Origin of the sequence: Candidatus Sulfuricurvum sp. RIFRC-1 (assembly GCF_000310245.1) — a bacterium.
Classification (GTDB): Bacteria; Campylobacterota; Campylobacteria; order Campylobacterales; family Sulfurimonadaceae; genus Sulfuricurvum.
Genome location: NC_020505.1, coordinates 2,135,706 through 2,155,074 on the forward strand (window position 1 = coordinate 2,135,706; position 19,369 = coordinate 2,155,074).

Here is a 19,369-nt window from a genome sequence, read left to right on the forward strand (position 1 = left end):
CTAATTTTTGATTAATTTGAGCTTATTTTAAGGAAGTTGTAAGAGAGAAGAAGCATATTGCGCACAAGTGCGCATGAGTCTACTGCTGAAGTAAACTCGAGCTGCTAGTGCAGCCAGCGTTTTCAGAAATTATAGCTTAGTCTCCGAAAACCATTTTAAGGTCTTTATAAATACCGGTACCGACTGGGATCGTACGACCGATGATGACGTTCTCTTTAAGATCGGTCAAGTCATCGATTTTCGCCGATACTGCCGCTTCAGTCAAGACTTTTGTGGTGTCTTGGAACGATGCAGCCGAGATGATCGAGTCTGCACTGACCGCAGCGCGGGTAATACCTACGAGATACGGTTCAGCAATCGCCGGCTCTCCGCCGAGACGAAGAATTTTTTCGTTCTCGATTTTAAACTGTGCTTTAGAAACTACATCGCCCTCGATGAACTTAGTGTCCCCAGAGCGAAGGATTTTGATCTGACGCAACATCTGAGTAAAGATTACTTCAATGTGTTTGTCGGCGATGTTAACCCCTTGACGACGGTAAACTTGCTGTACTTCACTTACAAGGTAGTTGTACAATGCTTTAACACCCAAGATTCTCAAAATCTCGTGTGAGCTGATAACACCATCCGTCAAACGCTCACCGGCGTGAACAAACTCACCCGGATGAACCAAGGCAACAAGGTTTTTATCGACGAAATATTCTTTAACCATTCCATTATCAGACGTAATAAGGATACGTTCTTTACCACGAAGCGGTTTACCGAAGCTAACAACCCCGTCAAGTTCTGCGATCAAAGCGATCTCTTTTGGTTTACGTGCTTCGAAAAGCTCAGAAACCCGTGGGAGACCCCCGGTGATATCGCGCGATTTTTGGAGTGCTTTCGGTGTACGTGCTAAGATATCGGCCACTTTAACGTCCGCACGGTCTTGTGCAAAAATCGCTGTTTTCGGCTCGACTGCATAGCGGATGATGCTTCCATCATTGGCTGCAAGGACAATCGCCGGTTTGAATTCCGGAGCAACGTATTCGTTGATCATCAAACGGGTTTTACCGGTCAATTCATCGAATTGCTCAGACGCGGTTACACCCGGAATAATGTCTTCAAATGTGATCACACCATCGGTTTCAGAGATAATCGGATTCGAATACGGATCCCATTCAGCAATCACCGTTGATTCTTCTTTAACCGGTTTAGCGATCAACGTATCGGCTTTTACCGCTTCGTTATCATTGATTTCGATCACCGAACCGCGAGCGATATAGTGACGGATTGCTTCACGATCTTCACCATCAGCAACAACAGCAAAAAGACCTTTCTCTTCTACACTGTAGCCTTTAGTAATCTCATGGTGACGCTCTAAGTAATCGCCTTTGAGAAGGTAATATTTAACAACACCTTTCTCTTTAGCGTAGATTTTTTGCGTTACCGGTGCACCGTCTTTCACTTGGATTTCAGATGCGTATGGGATACGATTCGGTACATTCCATCCGTCTTTGATCGTTTCAACAATCGATTCATTTTCTTTAACCACACTGCCGTTTTCGTATGGCAAGAAGAATTTACCTTCAATTTTACCGCTAACTCCTGCAAGTTCGTTCGGTTTTGCCACTTCGTTTTTACGAAGAGTGTAGCGTACGGTTTGGCTTTCACCTTTTACGCTAACGATGATTTCATCATGAATCGTTTGAATTTCAACCGCTCCGCTGAACGGAGCTTTGATCTTCGGTTCTACCAACAAGATGGCAGCATTACGACGATTTGCAACGATTTGTTTCCCCTCTTTTGAGAGGTACGTTTTCATGTTGTAATAACGGATGAAACCTTCTTTAGTTGCAACGACTTGACGCTCTTCACGTGTACTTGACGCTGTTCCCCCAACGTGGAAGGTACGGAGTGTCAACTGTGTACCCGGTTCCCCGATCGATTGAGCCGCGATAATACCGACCGCTTCACCCGGCTTAACGATTCCGCCGCTTCCAAGGTTTAGTCCGTAACAAAGGGCACATACACCGCCCTCAGATTTACACGTTGTCGGAGTACGGATTTGAACCGAACGGATACCCGCCTCGATTACTTTAGAGGCTTTGATTTCATCAATCAATGTCCCCTCAGAGTAAAGGATCTCATTGGTGATCGGATCGATCGCATCTTCCGCCAATACACGTCCGTAAATACGGTCTTCCAACGGCTCGATAAGCTCATTACCGACAGAGATGTCAGTAAGCTCGATCCCCTCATGGGTACCGCAGTCGTGCTCAACGATTTTCACGTTTTGCGCTACGTCAACAAGTTTACGCGTCAAATAACCCGCATTCGCTGTTTTAAGAGCAGTATCCGCAAGACCTTTACGAGCACCGTGGGTAGAAATAAAGTACTCAAGGACGTTTAGACCCTCTTTAAAGTTCGAAATAATCGGTGTTTCGATGATCGAACCGTCCGGTTTCGCCATCAAACCACGCATACCGGCGAGCTGACGAATCTGAGCGGCAGAACCACGCGCTCCAGAGTCCGCCATCATAAAGATCGAGTTGAATCCGGCTTTATCATTTTGGATCAATTCCATCATTCCGCCCGCAACCGTATTGTTCGTATCAGTCCAGACGTCAATGATTTTATTGTAGCGTTCTTGTTCCGTCAATAGACCTGCTTCGAATTGCTTTTGGATCTCTTTTACACGGTTTTTAGAGGCAACGATCAATCCCGCTTTCATTTCAGGAATAATGATGTCGGTGATAGAGATAGAAACACCCGATTTGGTCGCATATTTGAAACCAAGGTTCTTCAAATCATCCAAGAAACCGGCTGTTACTGCGATTCCTCCATGTTTATTGACATAGTCAACAAGAATCGAGATATTTTTCTTTTTCATCACAACATTCCACAGTTCCATAGGAACAAATGAAGGAAGGATTGATTGAAGAATCATACGTCCAGCAGTCGTGTGGATTACACGTCCATCAACACGTGTACGAACTTTTGCATGTAAATCTAACGCATTGTGTTCCAAAGCGATCATAATCTCATCAACATCACTGAAAAGTTTATTGGATCCCTTCACATCATTTTTACCGAGTGTCAAATAATAAAGACCCAAGACCATATCTTGTGATGGGGTAGCAATCGCTTTACCTGACGCCGGAAGCAAGATGTTCATGGATGAAAGCATCAATACTTTACACTCCGCAATCGCTTCAGCTGAAAGAGGTACGTGAACCGCCATTTGGTCACCGTCGAAGTCCGCATTGAAGGCGGCACAAACGAGTGGATGCAATTGGATCGCTTTACCGTCGATTAGTTTCGGGTGAAACGCTTGAATCGAAAGTTTGTGCAACGTCGGTGCACGGTTTAGCATAACCGGATAACCCTCAACGATCTCAGCAAGACACTCCCAAACTTCATTGGTTTTCTCTTCGATCATTTTTTTCGCCGCTTTAACGGTAGTTGCATACCCTTTATCTTCAAGTTTAGCGATCAAATGCGGTTTGAAAAGCTCCAATGCCATTTGTTTCGGCAATCCGCACTGATCCATTTGAAGGTTTGGTCCGACAACGATAACGGAACGTCCCGAGAAGTCAACACGTTTACCGAGAAGATTTTGACGGAAACGCCCTTGTTTCCCTTTAATAATCTCAGAAAGTGATTTAAGAGGACGTTTGTTTGCACCTTTAACAGCGTTCGCACGACGACCGTTATCAAACAATGCATCCACCGCTTCTTGCAACATACGTTTTTCATTACGTACGATAATTTCCGGCGCTTCAAGTTCGATAAGGCGTTTCAAACGCTGGTTACGGTTGATAACACGGCGATAGAGGTCATTGACATCCGATACCGCGAATTTTCCGCCATCCAAACTTACCAACGGACGAAGTTCAGGAGGTAGAACCGGCAATGCTGTAAGCATCATCCACGCAGGATTGTTACCTGAATTTAAAAATGATTCGATAACTTTCAAACGTTTAATGATGGTTTTACGTTTCGCTTCTGAGTTTGTCCCCGCTACTTCTTCCTTCAAAGAAGAGAAAAGATCGACGAGATCGAGTTCATCAAGTAATTCACGAACCGCTGATCCACCCATCTCTGCTGAAAAACCGCTCTCTCCGTAACGTTGTACCAACGTACGGTATTGCTCTTCATTCAATACGTCGTATTTAAGAACGGCAGAGGTTTGCTCGCCGTCATAATACGCTTCACCGCCGTTTTTAACGATGTACGCTTCGTAGTACAATACGCGCTCAAGATCTTTCATCTTCACGCCTAAAAGCGTTCCGATACGGCTTGGAAGTGAGCTGACATACCAAATGTGCGCTACCGGGGTAACGAGATCGATGTGTCCCATACGGGTACGGCGAACTTTTGCCGAGGTTACTTCAACCCCACATTTTTCGCACACAACACCTTTGTAACGCATTTTTTTGTATTTTCCGCACAAACATTCGTAATCACGAACCGGTCCGAAAATTTTGGCACAAAACAATCCATCACGTTCCGGTTTAAGGGTACGATAATTGATAGTTTCTGGTTTTTTTACTTCACCATGGCTCCATGAGAGGATTCTCTCAGGAGAAGCCAAGCGAAATTGGATTTGTTTAATATCGACTGGGCGATTCTCTTCCGTTACGGCAACCGGTACTAATTTACTCATTGTCATCCACCTCGTCAAAAATCTCAATATCAAGCGCCAATGATTGGAGCTCTTTCGTTAATACGAACAGCGTTTCAGGGATACCGGATGGCGGTACACTTTCACCTTTCGTAATCGCTTTGTAGGCACGAACACGTCCGTCAACGTCATCCGATTTAATCGTTAACATCTCTTTAAGAACGGCAGAAGCACCATAAGCTTCTAGAGCCCATACTTCCATCTCACCGAAACGTTGTCCACCGAAGAGTGCTTTACCACCAACCGGTTGTTGAGTAACGAGAGAGTATGGTCCGGTTGAACGTGCATGCACTTTCTCATCAACCAAGTGATGAAGTTTAAGCATATACATGTAACCGACGTTAACACGCTCTTTCATCTGATCACCCGTTTTACCGTCGAACAATACCATTTTTCCATCAGTGTCAAGTTTTGCCAATTCAAAGAGTTTAGCAAACTCCGCTTCGGTAACCCCTTCGAAAATAGGGGTAGCAAATTTAACCCCTTTTGACCAATCTTGCGCATAGCCAAGGAGAGTTTGATCATCCATATCACCAAGAACTTTAGCTGCATTCATAAGACCTGCAACATCAGCAAACGAAATCATTTTAGCGCGCAAGTCGCCGATAAACTCTTTTTGTTTTGCTTCGAAAATATCTTGAATTTGGAAACCAAGTTCTTTTCCGACCATACCAAGGTGCATCTCAAGGATTTGCCCGATGTTCATACGAGAAGGTACCCCGAGCGGGTTCAAACAAACGTCGACTGAGCGTCCGCTTGCCATGTACGGCATGTCAACCTGAGGAACGATCGTAGAGACGATACCTTTGTTCCCGTGACGTCCCGCCATTTTATCCCCGACTTTGAGTTTACGTTTGGTCGCAATATACACTTTTACGAATTTAACCACACCGTTTGGAAGGATGTCGTCTTTTTCCAAGATAGAGAGTTTCTCTTCGTGTTCGTCACGGAATTTTTTCTTCTCTTTTTGGAAGTGGTTTTTCGTTTGGTTGTATTTCTCTTGAATATCGTCGCTAAATGCTTTAACCACGTTATTCATTGCAAAACGGTTAACCTCTTTAAGATCGTCCGCTTTGACGTTTTCGCCCGCTTTGTACTCATTAGCATTGATACTTACATCACTGAGCAATGGGTGCTTTGTGAGCAAAGAAACGATGCGGAGCATCTCTTCTTTATCGATCATCAAAAGACGATCGTAATGTTCGCGCTCTAACTCGTCACGCTCTTGTTTTTCGAGTTCAAGCGTACGAGGATCTTTGTCATATCCTTTTTTCGTGAACACTTTGACGTCTACAACAACCCCTTCCATACTTGGTGTACAGTAGAGTGATTTATTGACAACGTGACCCGCTTTTTCTCCGAAGATAGCACGTAATAAACGTTCTTCAGGAGTCGGTTTTACTTCACCTTTTGGAGAAACTTTACCGACAAGGATCATTCCACCTTTGACATAGGTACCGATTTTAACGATACCGCTGTCATCCAGGTGAGAAAGCTCATCATCACGAACGTTTGGAATATCACGGGTAATCTCTTCAACACCGTGCTTGAGTTCGCGTGCTTCCGCCTCTTTTTCATAGATATGTACCGAGGTAAATGCGTCTTCGCGAATCATACGCTCAGACATAACAATCGCATCCTCGAAGTTGTATCCGTTCCACGGCATGAATGCAACAAGAGCATTGATTCCGAGTGCCAATTCACCTTGATCCATGTTCGGACCATCTGCGATGATTTGACCTTTACTTACCAATTGACCTTGTTTAACGATCGGCTTTTGCAAGAACGTCGTATTTTGGTTGGTACGAAGATTTTTTTGTAACGGATAGTAATCGATAAACGTTCCGTCTTCATCTTCACCCATAACGTAAATGTGTTTAGAGTCGACTTTCTCAACGATACCGCTTCGCTCTGCTTTTACACACTCCCATGAATCGCGAGCAACGAGTTTTTCAACCCCTGTTCCGACCATAGGTGCTTCAGGGCGCAACAACGGCACTGCTTGACGTTGCATGTTCGATCCCATCAATGCGCGGTTCGCGTCATCGTGTTCAAGGAACGGAATCAAGCTCGCCGCAACACCGACAACCATATGCGGTGTCAAGTCGCGAAGTTCACACTCTTTCGGTGATTTGAGGATAATTTCACCGTCTTGGCGAATTTCGACCAAATCATCAAGGAAATTACCTTTATCATCAACTCGGCTAGATGCCGCAGCGATAATTTTCCCCTCTTCTTGCGTTGCTGTCAAATAAACAACTTCTCTTGTCACAACACCGTCTTTAACAACATTGTACGGAGCTTCGATAAATCCGTGCTCATTAACTTTTGAATAGGTTGCCAACGTATTGATCAAACCGATGTTTTGTCCCTCAGGAGTCTCAATCGGACAGATACGGCCATAATGGGTCGGATGAACGTCACGCACTTCAAATCCGGCACGCTCTTTGACAAGACCGCCTTCTCCGAGTGCTGATAAACGACGTTTATGGGTAACTTCCGATAAGGGATTCGTTTGGTCCATAAACTGTGACAATTGTCCGCCGCTAAAGAATTCCATGATGGTAGAGGTGATCATTTTTGAGTTGATCAAATCATGAGGCATTAATTCAGTGGTCGGTCCGCTCATAGTTGAGAGTTTATCTTTGATCGCTTTTTGCATCTTGATCAAACCGTTATGTAACTCGTTTCCAAGCAACTCGCCGATTGAACGGATACGTCGATTACCAAGATGGTCACGATCATCAATATGACCTTGGCCGTTTTTAACTTTGATAACGTACTTTACGGTATTAATGATATCTTCATTGGTCAAAACCGTCACATACTCAGGAACATTGAGCCCGAGTTTGTGGTTCATTTTCATACGACCAACGCGTGTTAGATCGTAACGCTCAGGATCAAAGAAAAGTTGATTAACGAAAACTTTCGCCGCTTCTTTCGTTACCGGTTCACCGGGACGCATTACTTTGTAAATACGGATTGCTGCGAGATCGTTTTCATCTTCGATAATCTCGGTTTGACGGAGCAATTTCAAAGAATCGGTATCGGCTGCAAACGCATTGATAATAGAGCTATCATGTCCTTCTGCAAGGTCATTTGCAATAATAAACTCTTTAACTCCCGCTTCAACCATCTTTTTGAGTTTGGTCTCATCAAGCTGTGCCATTGTGTCGAACATTACTTCACCGGTTAGCGCATCGATAATCGGTTCAGCCAAATGGCGCTCGATCAAGGTTTCGATCGGGTATTGGATTGCAGTTACACCCTCAGAAATCAATTTTTCCGCTTTTTTCGCTGAGAGACGTTTGCCGGCCGCCACAAGCAGTTTGCCATCTGCATCAACCAAATCGTATCCAAGACGCCCAGCAAACTGTTCAGGATCGAAATCCATTAAATACTTGTTCTCATCAACACGAATTTTTTGCAATGGGTAGAACATTTTTAGAATGTCTTGTTTGCTGTATCCAAGTGCACGGAACATGATCGTAACCGGCACTTTACGGCGCTTGTTGATACGCATGTAAAGGATATCTTTTGGATCATACTCAAAATAGAGCCATGAACCACGGTCAGGGATAATCTGACCGGTGAAGATCATTTTGCTTCCGGCAGTGGTTGATTCTTCTTCTTTGAAGATAACCCCTGGAGAGCGGTGAAGCTGATTAACAACGACACGCTCTACCCCGTTGATAACAAACGATGTACGTTCAGTCATCAATGGGATGTCACGGATAAATATGGTTTGTTCTTTAATATCTTTAACACCGGTTTTTTCTTTGGTGTTTTCATCACGGTCCCAAATCATAAGGCGCGTTTTCATACGCAATGATACTGAGTACGTAAGTCCTCGTTCCATACATTCACGTACAGTATATTTTGGACGTCCTACTTCAGAGCCAAGATATTCAAGAGAAAGACGGTTTTGTGAATCATGAATCGGGAATACCGATTGGAATACACGCTCAATTCCACTTTTTGAACGATCTTTTTGATCTAGCATCAAAAATGATTCGTAAGAACTTTGTTGAAGTTGTAATAAATTCGGTACTTCAATTTGCTGGGGAGTTTTCGCGAAATCTACGCGTAAGCGGTTTCCGGAGTGAAGAGTGTTTAACATAGGCTACCTCAATCGAAGTTTTTGATCCCATAGGGATAAGTGCAAAGTCTATGACTCAAGCGTCCTTGAGTCTATAACGACGTATGGGCACTTTACGAAAGAGTTAAAAACCCGCTTCGTAAAGTGCCCTGTGGGAGGCGGAGGCCTAAGCCTCCGATATCAAAATGATTATTTGATTTCGACAGAAGCACCAGCTTCTTCAAGTTCTTTTTTAGCTGCTTCAGCATCTTGTTTAGAGATACCTTCTTTGATAGTTGTAGGAGCGCCTTCAACTGCATCTTTAGCCTCTTTAAGACCAAGACCTGTCATTGCACGTACTACTTTAATAACGTTGATTTTTTTCTCACCACCGTCTTTCAAGATAACGTCGAATTCAGTTTTTTCTTCAGCAGCTTCTGCAACAACAGCAGCACCAGCAACCGCTACCGGTTGAGCAGATACTCCAAATTTTTCTTCGAATTCTTTTACAAGCTCTGAAAGCTCGAGGACAGAAAGGTTTGAGATAAACTCAAGAACGTCTTGTTTTGTAACAGCCATAGTAATTCTCCTATAAGTATTTTTTTATGCCGATAATAAAATCAGCGATTTTTCAAAGCCGCAATTACGCCGCTTCTTCTTCTTTTTTACGCTTAAGCGCATCGAGTCCGATTGTAAAGTTGCGAACTGGTCCCATCCATACAGATGCCAACATTCCAAGCAACTCTTCGCGTCCCGGAAGGGTAGCAAATGCACGAACTTTAGTCTCATCAGCAGCTTGGCCGTCGATGTAGGCTGTTCGGATCACAAATTTATCATTTGCTTTCGCGAAATCAACCGCTGTTTTAGAAGCAGCGATAGCATCAGCTCCCCAAACAAAAATATTAGTATCTTTAATTTCGATACCGCTCATATCTGCATTGTTCAAAGCGATAGTTGCAAGTGTATTTTTTACAACTTGAACTTTTGAATCTTTTTCACGTGCAATTTTACGAAGTGCTTCGAGTTCAGACACAGCTAAACCACGATAGTCACACATAATAACTGCTGCAGAAGATTTGAACTCATTGGTCAAAGTACTAACGATCTCAGATTTCTGTGATTTATTCATAGTTTCTCCTTTCCAGACATAACAACTTCAAGCGGGGCAGAGTATTTCTGATTAAGGCCTAAGCCCCCTACTGTCTTCAGTCCATAAGATAAAGTATGACGGAACAGAGCCCCGTCAATGATTTCCTTAACGGATATCTAATAATTCTTGTGTTTCGAATTTAATCGCAGGGCTCATTGTCAATGACAATGCTGCATTTTTGATGTAGCGCCCTTTTGCAGTAGAAGGTTTTGCACGGTTGATAGCACCGACAAATGCTTTGATATTTTCTTCAATTTTATCGGTGTCGAAACTCACTTTACCGATACCGGCATGGATGTTCCCTTTTTTGTCAACACGGAAATTTACTTGTCCGCCTTTAACGTTGCTAACCGCTTTTGCGATATCCGCTGTAACCGTTCCTGTTTTAGGATTCGGCATCATCCCTTTTGGCCCGAGGATACGTCCTACTTGACCAACGAGACCCATACAATCAGGTGCAGCAACAACGATATCGAAGTTGATGTTTCCTGCTTTGATTTGCTCAACCAAATCTTCAGCACCAACAATATCAGCACCTGCAGCTTTAGCTTCGTCTACTTTTGCACCTTTTGCGAAAACGGCAACACGAACCACTTTCCCAGTACCGTGAGGAAGCACAACAGCACCACGGATCATTTGGTCAGCGTGACGAGGGTCAACACCAAGGTTTAATGCAATTTCAACGGTTTCGTCAAATTTTGCAGATTTAAGCTCTTTTACGAACGCCGCAGCATCCGATACAGAGTAGCTTTTTGACATATCAATTTTTTCACTAAGTTGTTTGTAGCGTTTTCCAGCCATTTGAATTCTCCAATTTTAGAATCTGCCGCAAGATTTAGCCTCTTTGCGGTCGAAGAGTAGTGTAGAAATTAATCTACGATATCAACACCCATAGAACGAGCAGAACCAGCGATTGTTGCCGCAGCTGCATCGATATCATCTGTATTCATATCTTGAATTTTTTGCTTAACGATTTCCATCAATTGAGCTTTAGTGATTTTACCCACTTTGTTTTTCATCGGATTATCAGTCCCTTTTTTAAGACCAGCCGCTTTCATGATGAGAGCAGATGCAGGGGGTTGTTTTGTGATGAATGAGAACGTTTTATCCGCATATACCGTAATAACAACAGGGAGTTTAAAACCTGCCTTATCTTTTGTACGCTCGTTGAACGCCTTACAAAATTCCATGATGTTAACACCACGTTGACCGAGTGCTGGTCCAACCGGAGGGGCTGGATTAGCAGCGCCGGCTTGTACTTGCAACTTGATGTAGCCCGTAATTTTCTTTGCCATTTGTGCTTCCTTTTTTTGAGATTAAATTATTTTTTCGACTTGAGTGTACGAAATATCAACCGGAGTACTACGTCCGAAGATAGAAACATTGAGCTTCAATGTTCCGTGCTCGAGGTCATATTCATCCACTGTACCGGTAAAGTTTGCAAACGGACCGTCAACAATACGAACCATCTCTCCATTGTCGAAGAAGACTTTCGGTTTCGGAGCCGAACGGTTCGTAACACGATCCAAGATCACCGCAATATCGTTCTCGCTAAGGGGAGTCGGCTTGTTTGATTCACCAATAAACCCTGCAACACGCGGCAGTGATTGGATACGGTGTTGAAGATCAATACTAAGATCCATATTTGCAAACACATACCCTGAGTACAATGAACGCTCAGTGATTTTCTTTTTACCATTTTTCACTTCGATAACATCTTCCGTCGGAACGATTACTTCTGTAATCACATCTTGAAGATTGTTTTCAGCAATGATATTTTCGATAGCGGCTTTAACACTGCGTTCACTACCGGCATAGGTTTGAATCGAGTACCAACGATGTGCCATGTTTTTTCCTTAACTCAAAATTGCTGAAACGGTTGAAGACATAATAAAATCAACCAGTGCTAAAAACAACACAACGAATGTAACAACCGCAATAACCGCAATAAATGCTTGTTTCACTTGTGGTTTAGTCGGGAAAATAACTTTTGCAAGTTCCATTTTCGCATTGTGAATGGTTTGACTTAATGTATTTTTCATTTATTTCTATCCTCAGGACATTTCCAACGAATAAAGCCCGTAAGCATCATTAGTAGAAAATGGGTGGCAGGCCAGGAGGGATTCGAACCCCCAACAATCGGATTTGGAATCCGGCGCTCTACCATTGGAACTACTGACCTATATGATTAAGAATCCCCGAGGGGATACGACTTAAAGTTTTGCTTCTTTATGAACCGTGTGTTCACGACAAAATTTACAAAACTTACGTACTGAAAACTTTTCAGTATGAGTCTTTTTATTTTTACTTGTGTGATAGTTACGACGAGTACACTTCTCACACGCTAAATGGATATTTTCACGCATGTTTGACCTTATGTTCCGACCCTAGGGCCGGATAAAATTATGCAAGGATTTTAGAAACAACCCCAGCGCCGACAGTACGTCCACCTTCACGGATAGCGAAGCGAGTACCCTCTTCCATAGCGATTGGGTGAATCAATTCTGCATTGATTTTCACGTTATCGCCAGGCATAACCATCTCAGTACCTTCTTGCAAAGTGATAGCACCTGTACAATCGGTTGTACGAACATAGAATTGTGGGCGGTAGCCATTGAAGAATGGAGTATGACGTCCACCCTCTTCTTTGCTCAATACGTAAATCTCAGCCTCAAATTTTGTGTGAGGAGTGATTGATTTAGGTTTACAAAGAACTTGTCCACGCTCAACATCTTCTTTCTTAGTACCACGGAGAAGAAGACCACAGTTGTCACCCGCTTCACCCATTTCCATTTCTTTACGGAACATCTCAACACCAGTTACGGTAGTTGTTTGTGTATCACGGATACCAACGATTTCGATAGTTTCACCGATTTTGATTGTACCACGCTCGATACGACCAGTAACAACAGTTCCACGACCAGAGATAGAGAAAACGTCCTCTACCGGCATCAAGAAATCTTTATCTGTTTCACGGATTGGTTGTGGGATATAAGCATCTACCTCAGCCATAAGCTTTTGGATTTTTGCTGACCACTCACCAAGAACACCAGTTTTTGCTTCTTCAAGTGCACGAAGAGCTGAACCAGCTACGATTGGAGTATCGTCACCCGGGAAATCGTACATATCAAGAAGTTCACGAATTTCCATCTCTACAAGCTCAAGAAGCTCTTCATCATCAACCATATCTTCTTTGTTCATGAAAACAACGATGTACGGAACACCGACTTGTTTAGAAAGAAGGATGTGCTCACGTGTTTGTGGCATTGGGCCATCCGCTGCAGAAACAACAAGAATAGCGCCGTCCATTTGTGCAGCACCGGTAATCATGTTTTTAACATAGTCGGCGTGTCCAGGACAGTCAACGTGTGCATAGTGACGGTTGTTTGTTTCGTATTCAACGTGTGAAGTAGCGATGGTAATACCGCGCTCACGCTCTTCTGGTGCATTATCGATTGCATCGTAATCCATCATTTTTGCGCCGTTTGTTACCGCAAGTACAGCTGTAATAGCTGCAGTCAACGTAGTTTTACCGTGGTCGACGTGACCGATTGTACCGATGTTACAATGTGGTTTTGTACGTTCAAATTTCTCTTTTGCCATAGTGTCCTCCGACTGAATGTGTAAATGAATTTGGAATTATACCAAAAAACAGCTGAAATAGCTTTCAAGCTTTCAAAAAATTACAATATTATTACTGGAGCTCACGAGCGGATTTGAACCGCCGACCTCTTCCTTACCAAGGAAGTGCTCTACCCCTGAGCCACGTGAGCATAAAACAATGATAAAATGTATTTTGGAAGCTTAAAAACTATTTTACGGTCTTAAGGTAATGATGAAGTAAATATTGCGAATTGTACTTCAGCTCCCAGTGGAGCGGGAAACGAGACTCGAACTCGCGACATTCAGCTTGGAAGGCTGACGCTCTAGCCAACTGAGCTATTCCCGCAGATGGTGGTGAGAGAAGGATTCGAACCTTCGAAGATAAAAATCAGCAGATTTACAGTCTGCCCTCGTTGGCCACTTGAGTATCTCACCACGGCCATAATCTGGTCTAACACTGATAAATGTAATGCGTTTCCGATTTCATTCAATGGTGCCGGCACGAGGATTTGAACCCCGGGCCTATTGATTACAAATCAATTGCTCTAGCCAACTGAGCTATGCCGGCATTGGTGAAATGGAGCCGAAATTATATACACTCTTTTCTAAAAAGTCAAGCCTATTTGAAAGAAAATCAAACAATCGAATAAACGACCTCTTTTTTCTTTTTCGTCTCCATTATTTCACGTACAATCAATCCCTCGATATTCATCGCTAATAACTCTTCTATCGACGATATTTGGTGCTTTGCCGCTTCACGCAGGATAATCCCCCGATATGCTTTTGCCCAGTGACTTACCACTTTCCCCCCTTTAAGAAACTTCAAGGTAACACTTGGTTTTTTAGGGATATAAAATTTGTCGTAATACCCAGCTCTTAAATCTAAAATCTCATTATCACCTATTATCTCATCCAGCGCAGTGCTAAAACTCTCTTTATAATGTTTATCAGGCGCAAAGGCTCCGATCGAAGAACCCTGCTTGAGTTTGTAATCAAAGATTGAATCACCGGCACGGATCGGTCCGAAAAGATTGGAGAAAATAATGGTATGGGTATCAATATAGTGTTGATCTTCCAATGAGAGTCGCGTGTAAGAGAGATAATCATACGCTACCCCATCGTAACGTTCAATCGCTTTCATCGTAGGCATTGTGCTAAAGGGGAATTTATACCGTTCATACTCTTTGGTATCTTTGAGCCCAAAGAGTTCATACAGCTCTTCGTCGCTCCCTCTGTGCGTCAAAGTTTGATACTGCTCGATTACTGCAAGACGCTTCGAATACAGATCAGGAAAAATAAGGCTTTGTTGAGTAAGCGGAGGGAGCGTTCCCCCCTCCCGTTTCCCTTCGCTCGGTGAAAAAAGGATGATCATAGGCTAATAATACGCGGCAATAATGGCGTAACTGAGAAAGAACATCATGTGCGATGCCCCCTCAAAGTAGTTGGTCTCCCCCTCATCGGTTGTTTTCCATACCAATAGGATTGTTAGGAGTAAAGCACCGATTTGAAGCGGGTTAAAGTCGAGGGTAAGATTAATCCCTGACATATACGCCAACATCATTAAAATTGGGACCGTTAAAATAATCGATACCGTTGAAGCCCCCATGGCAATATTGACAACCCGCTGAATTTGATCGTTACGCGCCGCACGTACGGCGGTGAAAATCTCAGGAGATACGCTGATAATTGCAATCACCAAACCAGCTAATCCTGCTGAAATACCGTACTCTTTTGCAATATGAACACCTTCACCGGCAAAGATTTCTGCTCCAAATGCGATAATGGCAATAAACCCAAAAATCGCCGCGAAATTAACGGGGGTGCTGAGATGTTCAAAAACATAATCGCTTGATTCGTTTTCATCAATCTCCGCATCTTCTTCCTCTTGAAGTTTTCGTTTCAAACGGAAAAAGCGACTGCGAGCCGTCGCTTTAAAAAAGTGGGTGTGAGTACGGGTTTGGAAAATAAAAATAATGATGTAAAAAAGGAGCAATACCCCAGCGATTAAATGACTGACATGAGTTAATGCAGCACTTCCATGTTCTGTGTGACTCAATAACCCCGGCACCAGCAAAGCACTAGAAGCGACAAACAAAACGGTACTGTAAGCGCTGGAGGTCTCTTTGTTATGTTGCTGCTGCGTATACGCCAGTCCCCCTAAAAAGACGGCAAGACCAAGGAGAACATTCAAATCGACGATAACCGCCGAAATAATCCCCCCCTTTACCGTTTCTAAGACTTCAGGAGAGTGACGAACTTCCAGTAAAATAACATAAAGGAGGATAATCTCAACGGCAACGGCGCTAAAAGTAAGTACAAAACTGCCATAAGGCTCTTGGAGACGTTCGGAAAGAATATCCGCTACTTCAGCAACCGTGAGAGAAAGTGCTGCAATCCCAATGGCCGAAAAAAGTGTAGCCATCATCGAATCATGCTGAGTATGAAAAATAAATGCGAGCGCCATTGCAGATATCCCAATAAAGATATCCCAATAGTCTTCAATAAAGTAGCGTATCCGCCTGTCCAAGAGTGTATCCTTTTAAAGTAATATAAGTGTAGCGAGCCCTAAAAAGCTCAAAAATCCAACCACATCAGTAACGGTGGTCAAGATAACGGTCGAGCCGATTGCCGGATCAATACCGGCACGACGAAGACCCAATGGGATAATAGTACCAAAAAATCCCGCAAAGAAAAGATTAATAATCATTGATAATGCAATAACTAAGCCTAACAATGGGATTTTAAACCATAAATAGGCTACCAATCCAATCAGAATTGAGAAAATAAACCCATTAAAAAGAGCTAACATAACCTCTCTTTTAACCGTAGAATAGGCCTCTTTTCCTTCAATCTCACCCAGTGCAATCTTACGAACCGTAACGGTCAAAGTCTGTGTTCCGGCATTACCCCCCATCGAGGCAACAATAGGCATTAAAATAGCCAAGGCAACAATCGCCTCAATCGTGGCATCAAACATTCCGATTACAACCGATGCCGCTATCGCTGTGAGTAAATTGATCCCCAACCAAATCGCGCGGGTTTTTCCGATGCTCCAGAACTCTTCATCATCTTCTGCCTCTTCATTTACCCCTGCCATGTGGTAAATCTGCTCTGTTGCGCGTTCTTCCATAACGTCATGGATATCATCCGCCGTAATACGGCCCAAAAGAATCTGGTTTTCATCCACAACAGCAAGTGTATTCAAATTATAGTTGGCAAAAACTTCGACGACATCATAAATATCATCATGAGCATGAACGTGAACCGTGTTGTGTCCATCATGCATAATCTCGCCGTACAACTCATTGCTTTCATGAAGGATTAAATCCTCCAACAAAATTGCACCGATAAGGCGACGATGTTTATCAACTACAAAAGCTTGATGAACGTTATCAATCAATTCTTCGGCTTTCATTGCACGTAGCCGTTTAATTGAATCTCCGACACTCTCCTCCGCGCGTGCTTCAAAAAGCTCGGTTTGCATATATGCGCCCGCTTCATTGTCCTCATACGAAATCAGTGTTTCGATCGTCGCACGCTCATCATCGGTGAGTTTAGAGAGGACCTCTTCGGCGAGTTCTTCATTTACCTCTTCGATGTTTTGGATCAGATCCGCCGCATCGTCGGTATCAAGTTCAGAAGCCAAACTCGCGAGATGCTCTGCCCCTAACTGCTCGTACGCCTCTTCCATATGTTGTTGAGGCATCTCAAGGAGAACTTCCGCCAAAATTTCATGCGGAAGCGTTTCAAGGGTTTTACCGTACAGTTCTTCATCTTCATCATGAAGATTTTTAAGTAGACTCGCGATCTCATAAATATGGACGCTTTCGTCAATACCTTCATTAAAAAGAGCAACACGATTATTAATCGATTCTAGTATGTTTTCTGACATGTTTGCTCCTTGGTATTGAATCGCTCTTTATAGGAGCATTTTTGACACAGCTCTTCGCTACAGATTCCCTTGGCAAAGCCATTGACAACTGCTAAGGAGCGTTTCGTTTTCAGAATTTTACCCAAATTTGTCTCTCTCAGGTTACCCAGCTCCATAATCCCCTCTGAATCCAAACAACACGGTACGACACGACCATCAGAGAGAACAGCAATTTGCTTGTCAAGCCCCTGACAATAACCGTCACTTTCGTGAGTATTGCTCAGGCTCGGCCACTCAAAATAACGATCAAAATGGAGAAGTATTTTAGATGCCAGTCGAATCGATTGACGTTCCCCATTGATCTGAGAAGCAACGCTCCCCTCCTCAAGATCAAAATGTCTCTCTAAAAGTTCAAAGAGTTTTTCATTAAACTCTTTTTCACTCTGTTCTTCATCCAAATTCCAAACTCTTAAATTGATAAAAAAATCTTTACTCCGCAACAGCTTCTCATCACATAATTCTAAGATAGGGTCCATATAACTCTCAAAACTTCGAGAAACACTATTTTTATTAAAACTGTTGAGTGATATATTAATCTGACGGATTGAAGGGTGAAAAAGAGCTTCACGCCGTGCCGAATCGAGATAAAATCCGCTCGTAGTGATCATCACCTTCAATCCACTCGCATAGGCAATCTCTAAATACTCTCTTAAATTGGTGAGGACCATTGGGTCCCCCATCACATGAAGGGCAATCTCATCCGTATAAGCGGATAACTCTTCAACTACCTTTTTAAAAAACGGGAGTTCCATCGTCGTCGTAGGATTAAGTTTTGGAGGGCAAAATGTACATGCCAATCCGCATACATTGGTTACCTCTACATACGCACGATGAAATTTCACTATAATACCTTTATGCAAACATTAGAATCAATCAACCAAACTCTAAATACCAATGACGCAGTGATGCTCTATTTCAGCGCACCGACCTGCAATGTATGTCATGCCCTCAAACCCAAACTGACCGAAGCCATTATGGATAACTTTCCCACTTTTGTAGCAGAGAGTATTGATATCTCGGAAACTCCCGAAATCGGATCTCATTTTAGTGTTTTTGCGATTCCAACAATACTAATCTTTTTTCAAGGGCAGGAATTTTTACGAAAAAGCCGACATATGAGTGTCGGTGAAGTGGTTGACGCGATTGAGCGGCCTTATAACCTTATGGTAGGAAACTAACAATCCCTGCCGTTACGGCAACATTGAGCGATTCCACTCCGCGATACATGGGAATGCTCACACTGTGTGTCGAGGCTCTCATCACAGTATCACTCACCCCCTCCGATTCATTCCCTAAGACAAAAATTGCACGTGATGGAATTTTCAACGAGTGAATATCATCGCGTGCATGAGAGGAAAGCGTAATAATCGCCGTGTCTTTCAAGGTTAGAATTTCACTCAAATCCTCACAGTAATAGATCGGGATTTTAAACAATGTACCCGCACTCGCTTTCATCACCAAAGGTGAGAGTTTGGTGCTGTTGCGGCGTGGCAATACAATGCCGTCAATTCGGCTGGCGGCAGCGGAGCGGACAATCATCCCTAAATTTTGAGGGTTATTGATCCCATCTAACGCTAATAGACGAAATGAACCCGGTAAATCGGTCGCGATATTAGAAGCACTACGGTAATTTTGACTCACGACATCAATCGCAACCCCCTGATCCTGAGCACTGTTTTTAGAGATACGGGATAATGACTCTTTGGTGTGGTACTTGATCTCCACGCCACGCATTTGGGCCAATGCCATAATCTCTTCTATCGTCTCATCACTGCGGTTGCTTTTCGAGAGGTGAAGTTTGTGAATCTGTACATCCTGATCACGAAGTACTTCGACCGCTACATTACGCCCATAAAGGGTAATCAGCGAATCAAAAAAACGCTTCTTCTCTAAATATTCAGGAGAATCATTCATCTATTTCCTTTGACGCGAAAGGAATACATC

16 protein-coding genes and 5 tRNA genes are annotated in these 19,369 nt (G+C 43.2%); 1 reads left to right on the forward strand and 20 read right to left on the reverse strand.

Annotated features, from left to right (window positions below):
- Positions 1–136 precede the first annotated feature (136 nt).
- The 19 genes from rpoC to B649_RS10900 all read right to left on the reverse strand — a co-directional run bounded on the left by rpoC (position 137) and on the right by B649_RS10900 (position 18,267).
- On the reverse strand, positions 137–4,645 hold the full coding sequence (gene rpoC, locus B649_RS10815) for a DNA-directed RNA polymerase subunit beta' (RefSeq protein WP_015654565.1): 4,509 nt from the start codon (positions 4,643–4,645) through the stop codon (positions 137–139).
- The gene (gene rpoB / locus B649_RS10820; RefSeq protein WP_015654566.1) at positions 4,638–8,783 is read right to left on the reverse strand and encodes a DNA-directed RNA polymerase subunit beta; all 4,146 of its coding nucleotides are present in this window, start codon (positions 8,781–8,783) and stop codon (positions 4,638–4,640) included. The genes rpoC and rpoB overlap by 8 nt, the downstream gene beginning before the upstream one ends.
- Before the next feature lie 168 nt (positions 8,784–8,951).
- The gene (gene rplL / locus B649_RS10825; RefSeq protein WP_015654567.1) at positions 8,952–9,320 is read right to left on the reverse strand and encodes a 50S ribosomal protein L7/L12; all 369 of its coding nucleotides are present in this window, start codon (positions 9,318–9,320) and stop codon (positions 8,952–8,954) included.
- A 64-nt stretch (positions 9,321–9,384) separates the two neighbouring features.
- Complete coding sequence (rplJ, locus tag B649_RS10830; protein WP_015654568.1) at positions 9,385–9,870, reverse strand: 50S ribosomal protein L10; 486 nt, start codon at positions 9,868–9,870, stop codon at positions 9,385–9,387.
- 126 nt (positions 9,871–9,996) lie between these two features.
- Entirely contained in the window at positions 9,997–10,692 is a 696-nt protein-coding gene (gene rplA, locus B649_RS10835) for a 50S ribosomal protein L1 (protein WP_015654569.1), read from the reverse strand.
- 68 nt (positions 10,693–10,760) lie between these two features.
- Entirely contained in the window at positions 10,761–11,186 is a 426-nt protein-coding gene (rplK, locus tag B649_RS10840; RefSeq protein ID WP_015654570.1) for a 50S ribosomal protein L11, read from the reverse strand.
- Positions 11,187–11,207: 21 nt separating this feature from the next.
- On the reverse strand, positions 11,208–11,738 hold the full coding sequence (gene nusG / locus B649_RS10845) for a transcription termination/antitermination protein NusG (RefSeq protein WP_015654571.1): 531 nt from the start codon (positions 11,736–11,738) through the stop codon (positions 11,208–11,210).
- A 9-nt stretch (positions 11,739–11,747) separates the two neighbouring features.
- Positions 11,748–11,933 carry a preprotein translocase subunit SecE gene (gene secE, locus B649_RS10850; RefSeq protein WP_013461133.1) on the reverse strand — a complete coding sequence of 62 codons (186 nt, stop codon included), beginning with the start codon at positions 11,931–11,933 and terminating at the stop codon, positions 11,748–11,750.
- 64 nt (positions 11,934–11,997) lie between these two features.
- Positions 11,998–12,073, reverse strand: a tRNA-Trp gene (locus B649_RS10855).
- 31 nt (positions 12,074–12,104) lie between these two features.
- Positions 12,105–12,257: a 50S ribosomal protein L33 gene (gene rpmG / locus B649_RS12655; RefSeq protein WP_015654572.1), complete on the reverse strand. Its 153-nt coding sequence runs from the start codon at positions 12,255–12,257 to the stop codon at positions 12,105–12,107.
- Between the two features lie 37 nt (positions 12,258–12,294).
- Positions 12,295–13,494 (reverse strand): elongation factor Tu, encoded by a 1,200-nt coding sequence (tuf, locus tag B649_RS10860; protein WP_015654573.1) that lies wholly within the window; start codon positions 13,492–13,494, stop codon positions 12,295–12,297.
- Between the two features lie 95 nt (positions 13,495–13,589).
- Positions 13,590–13,664: transfer RNA gene (locus B649_RS10865), tRNA-Thr, on the reverse strand.
- Positions 13,665–13,763: 99 nt separating this feature from the next.
- Positions 13,764–13,840, reverse strand: a tRNA-Gly gene (locus tag B649_RS10870).
- Between the two features lie 3 nt (positions 13,841–13,843).
- Positions 13,844–13,929 (reverse strand) — tRNA-Tyr (locus B649_RS10875).
- Positions 13,930–13,985: 56 nt separating this feature from the next.
- Positions 13,986–14,062 (reverse strand) — tRNA-Thr (locus B649_RS10880).
- A gap of 66 nt (positions 14,063–14,128) precedes the next feature.
- Entirely contained in the window at positions 14,129–14,866 is a 738-nt protein-coding gene (locus tag B649_RS10885) for a YaaA family protein (RefSeq protein ID WP_015654574.1), read from the reverse strand.
- A gap of 3 nt (positions 14,867–14,869) precedes the next feature.
- Positions 14,870–15,958, reverse strand: a complete 1,089-nt coding sequence (locus tag B649_RS10890; RefSeq protein ID WP_015654575.1) for a sodium/calcium exchanger membrane protein — start codon at positions 15,956–15,958, stop codon at positions 14,870–14,872.
- 75 nt (positions 15,959–16,033) lie between these two features.
- Complete coding sequence (gene mgtE, locus B649_RS10895) at positions 16,034–17,386, reverse strand: magnesium transporter (RefSeq protein ID WP_015654576.1); 1,353 nt, start codon at positions 17,384–17,386, stop codon at positions 16,034–16,036.
- Positions 17,368–18,267 carry a radical SAM protein gene (locus tag B649_RS10900; protein ID WP_015654577.1) on the reverse strand — a complete coding sequence of 300 codons (900 nt, stop codon included), beginning with the start codon at positions 18,265–18,267 and terminating at the stop codon, positions 17,368–17,370. Before B649_RS10900 ends, mgtE begins: the two co-directional genes overlap by 19 nt.
- Before the next feature lie 12 nt (positions 18,268–18,279).
- Here B649_RS10900 and B649_RS10905 point away from each other — a divergent pair, with 12 nt between their 5' ends.
- Positions 18,280–18,603 carry a thioredoxin family protein gene (locus B649_RS10905; RefSeq protein ID WP_041192758.1) on the forward strand — a complete coding sequence of 108 codons (324 nt, stop codon included), beginning with the start codon at positions 18,280–18,282 and terminating at the stop codon, positions 18,601–18,603.
- Here the strand turns inward: B649_RS10905 and B649_RS10910 are convergent.
- Complete coding sequence (locus B649_RS10910) at positions 18,587–19,339, reverse strand: RNA methyltransferase (protein WP_015654579.1); 753 nt, start codon at positions 19,337–19,339, stop codon at positions 18,587–18,589. The two genes, B649_RS10905 and B649_RS10910, sit on opposite strands and share 17 nt — an antisense overlap.
- Positions 19,340–19,369: the final 30 nt, after the last annotated feature.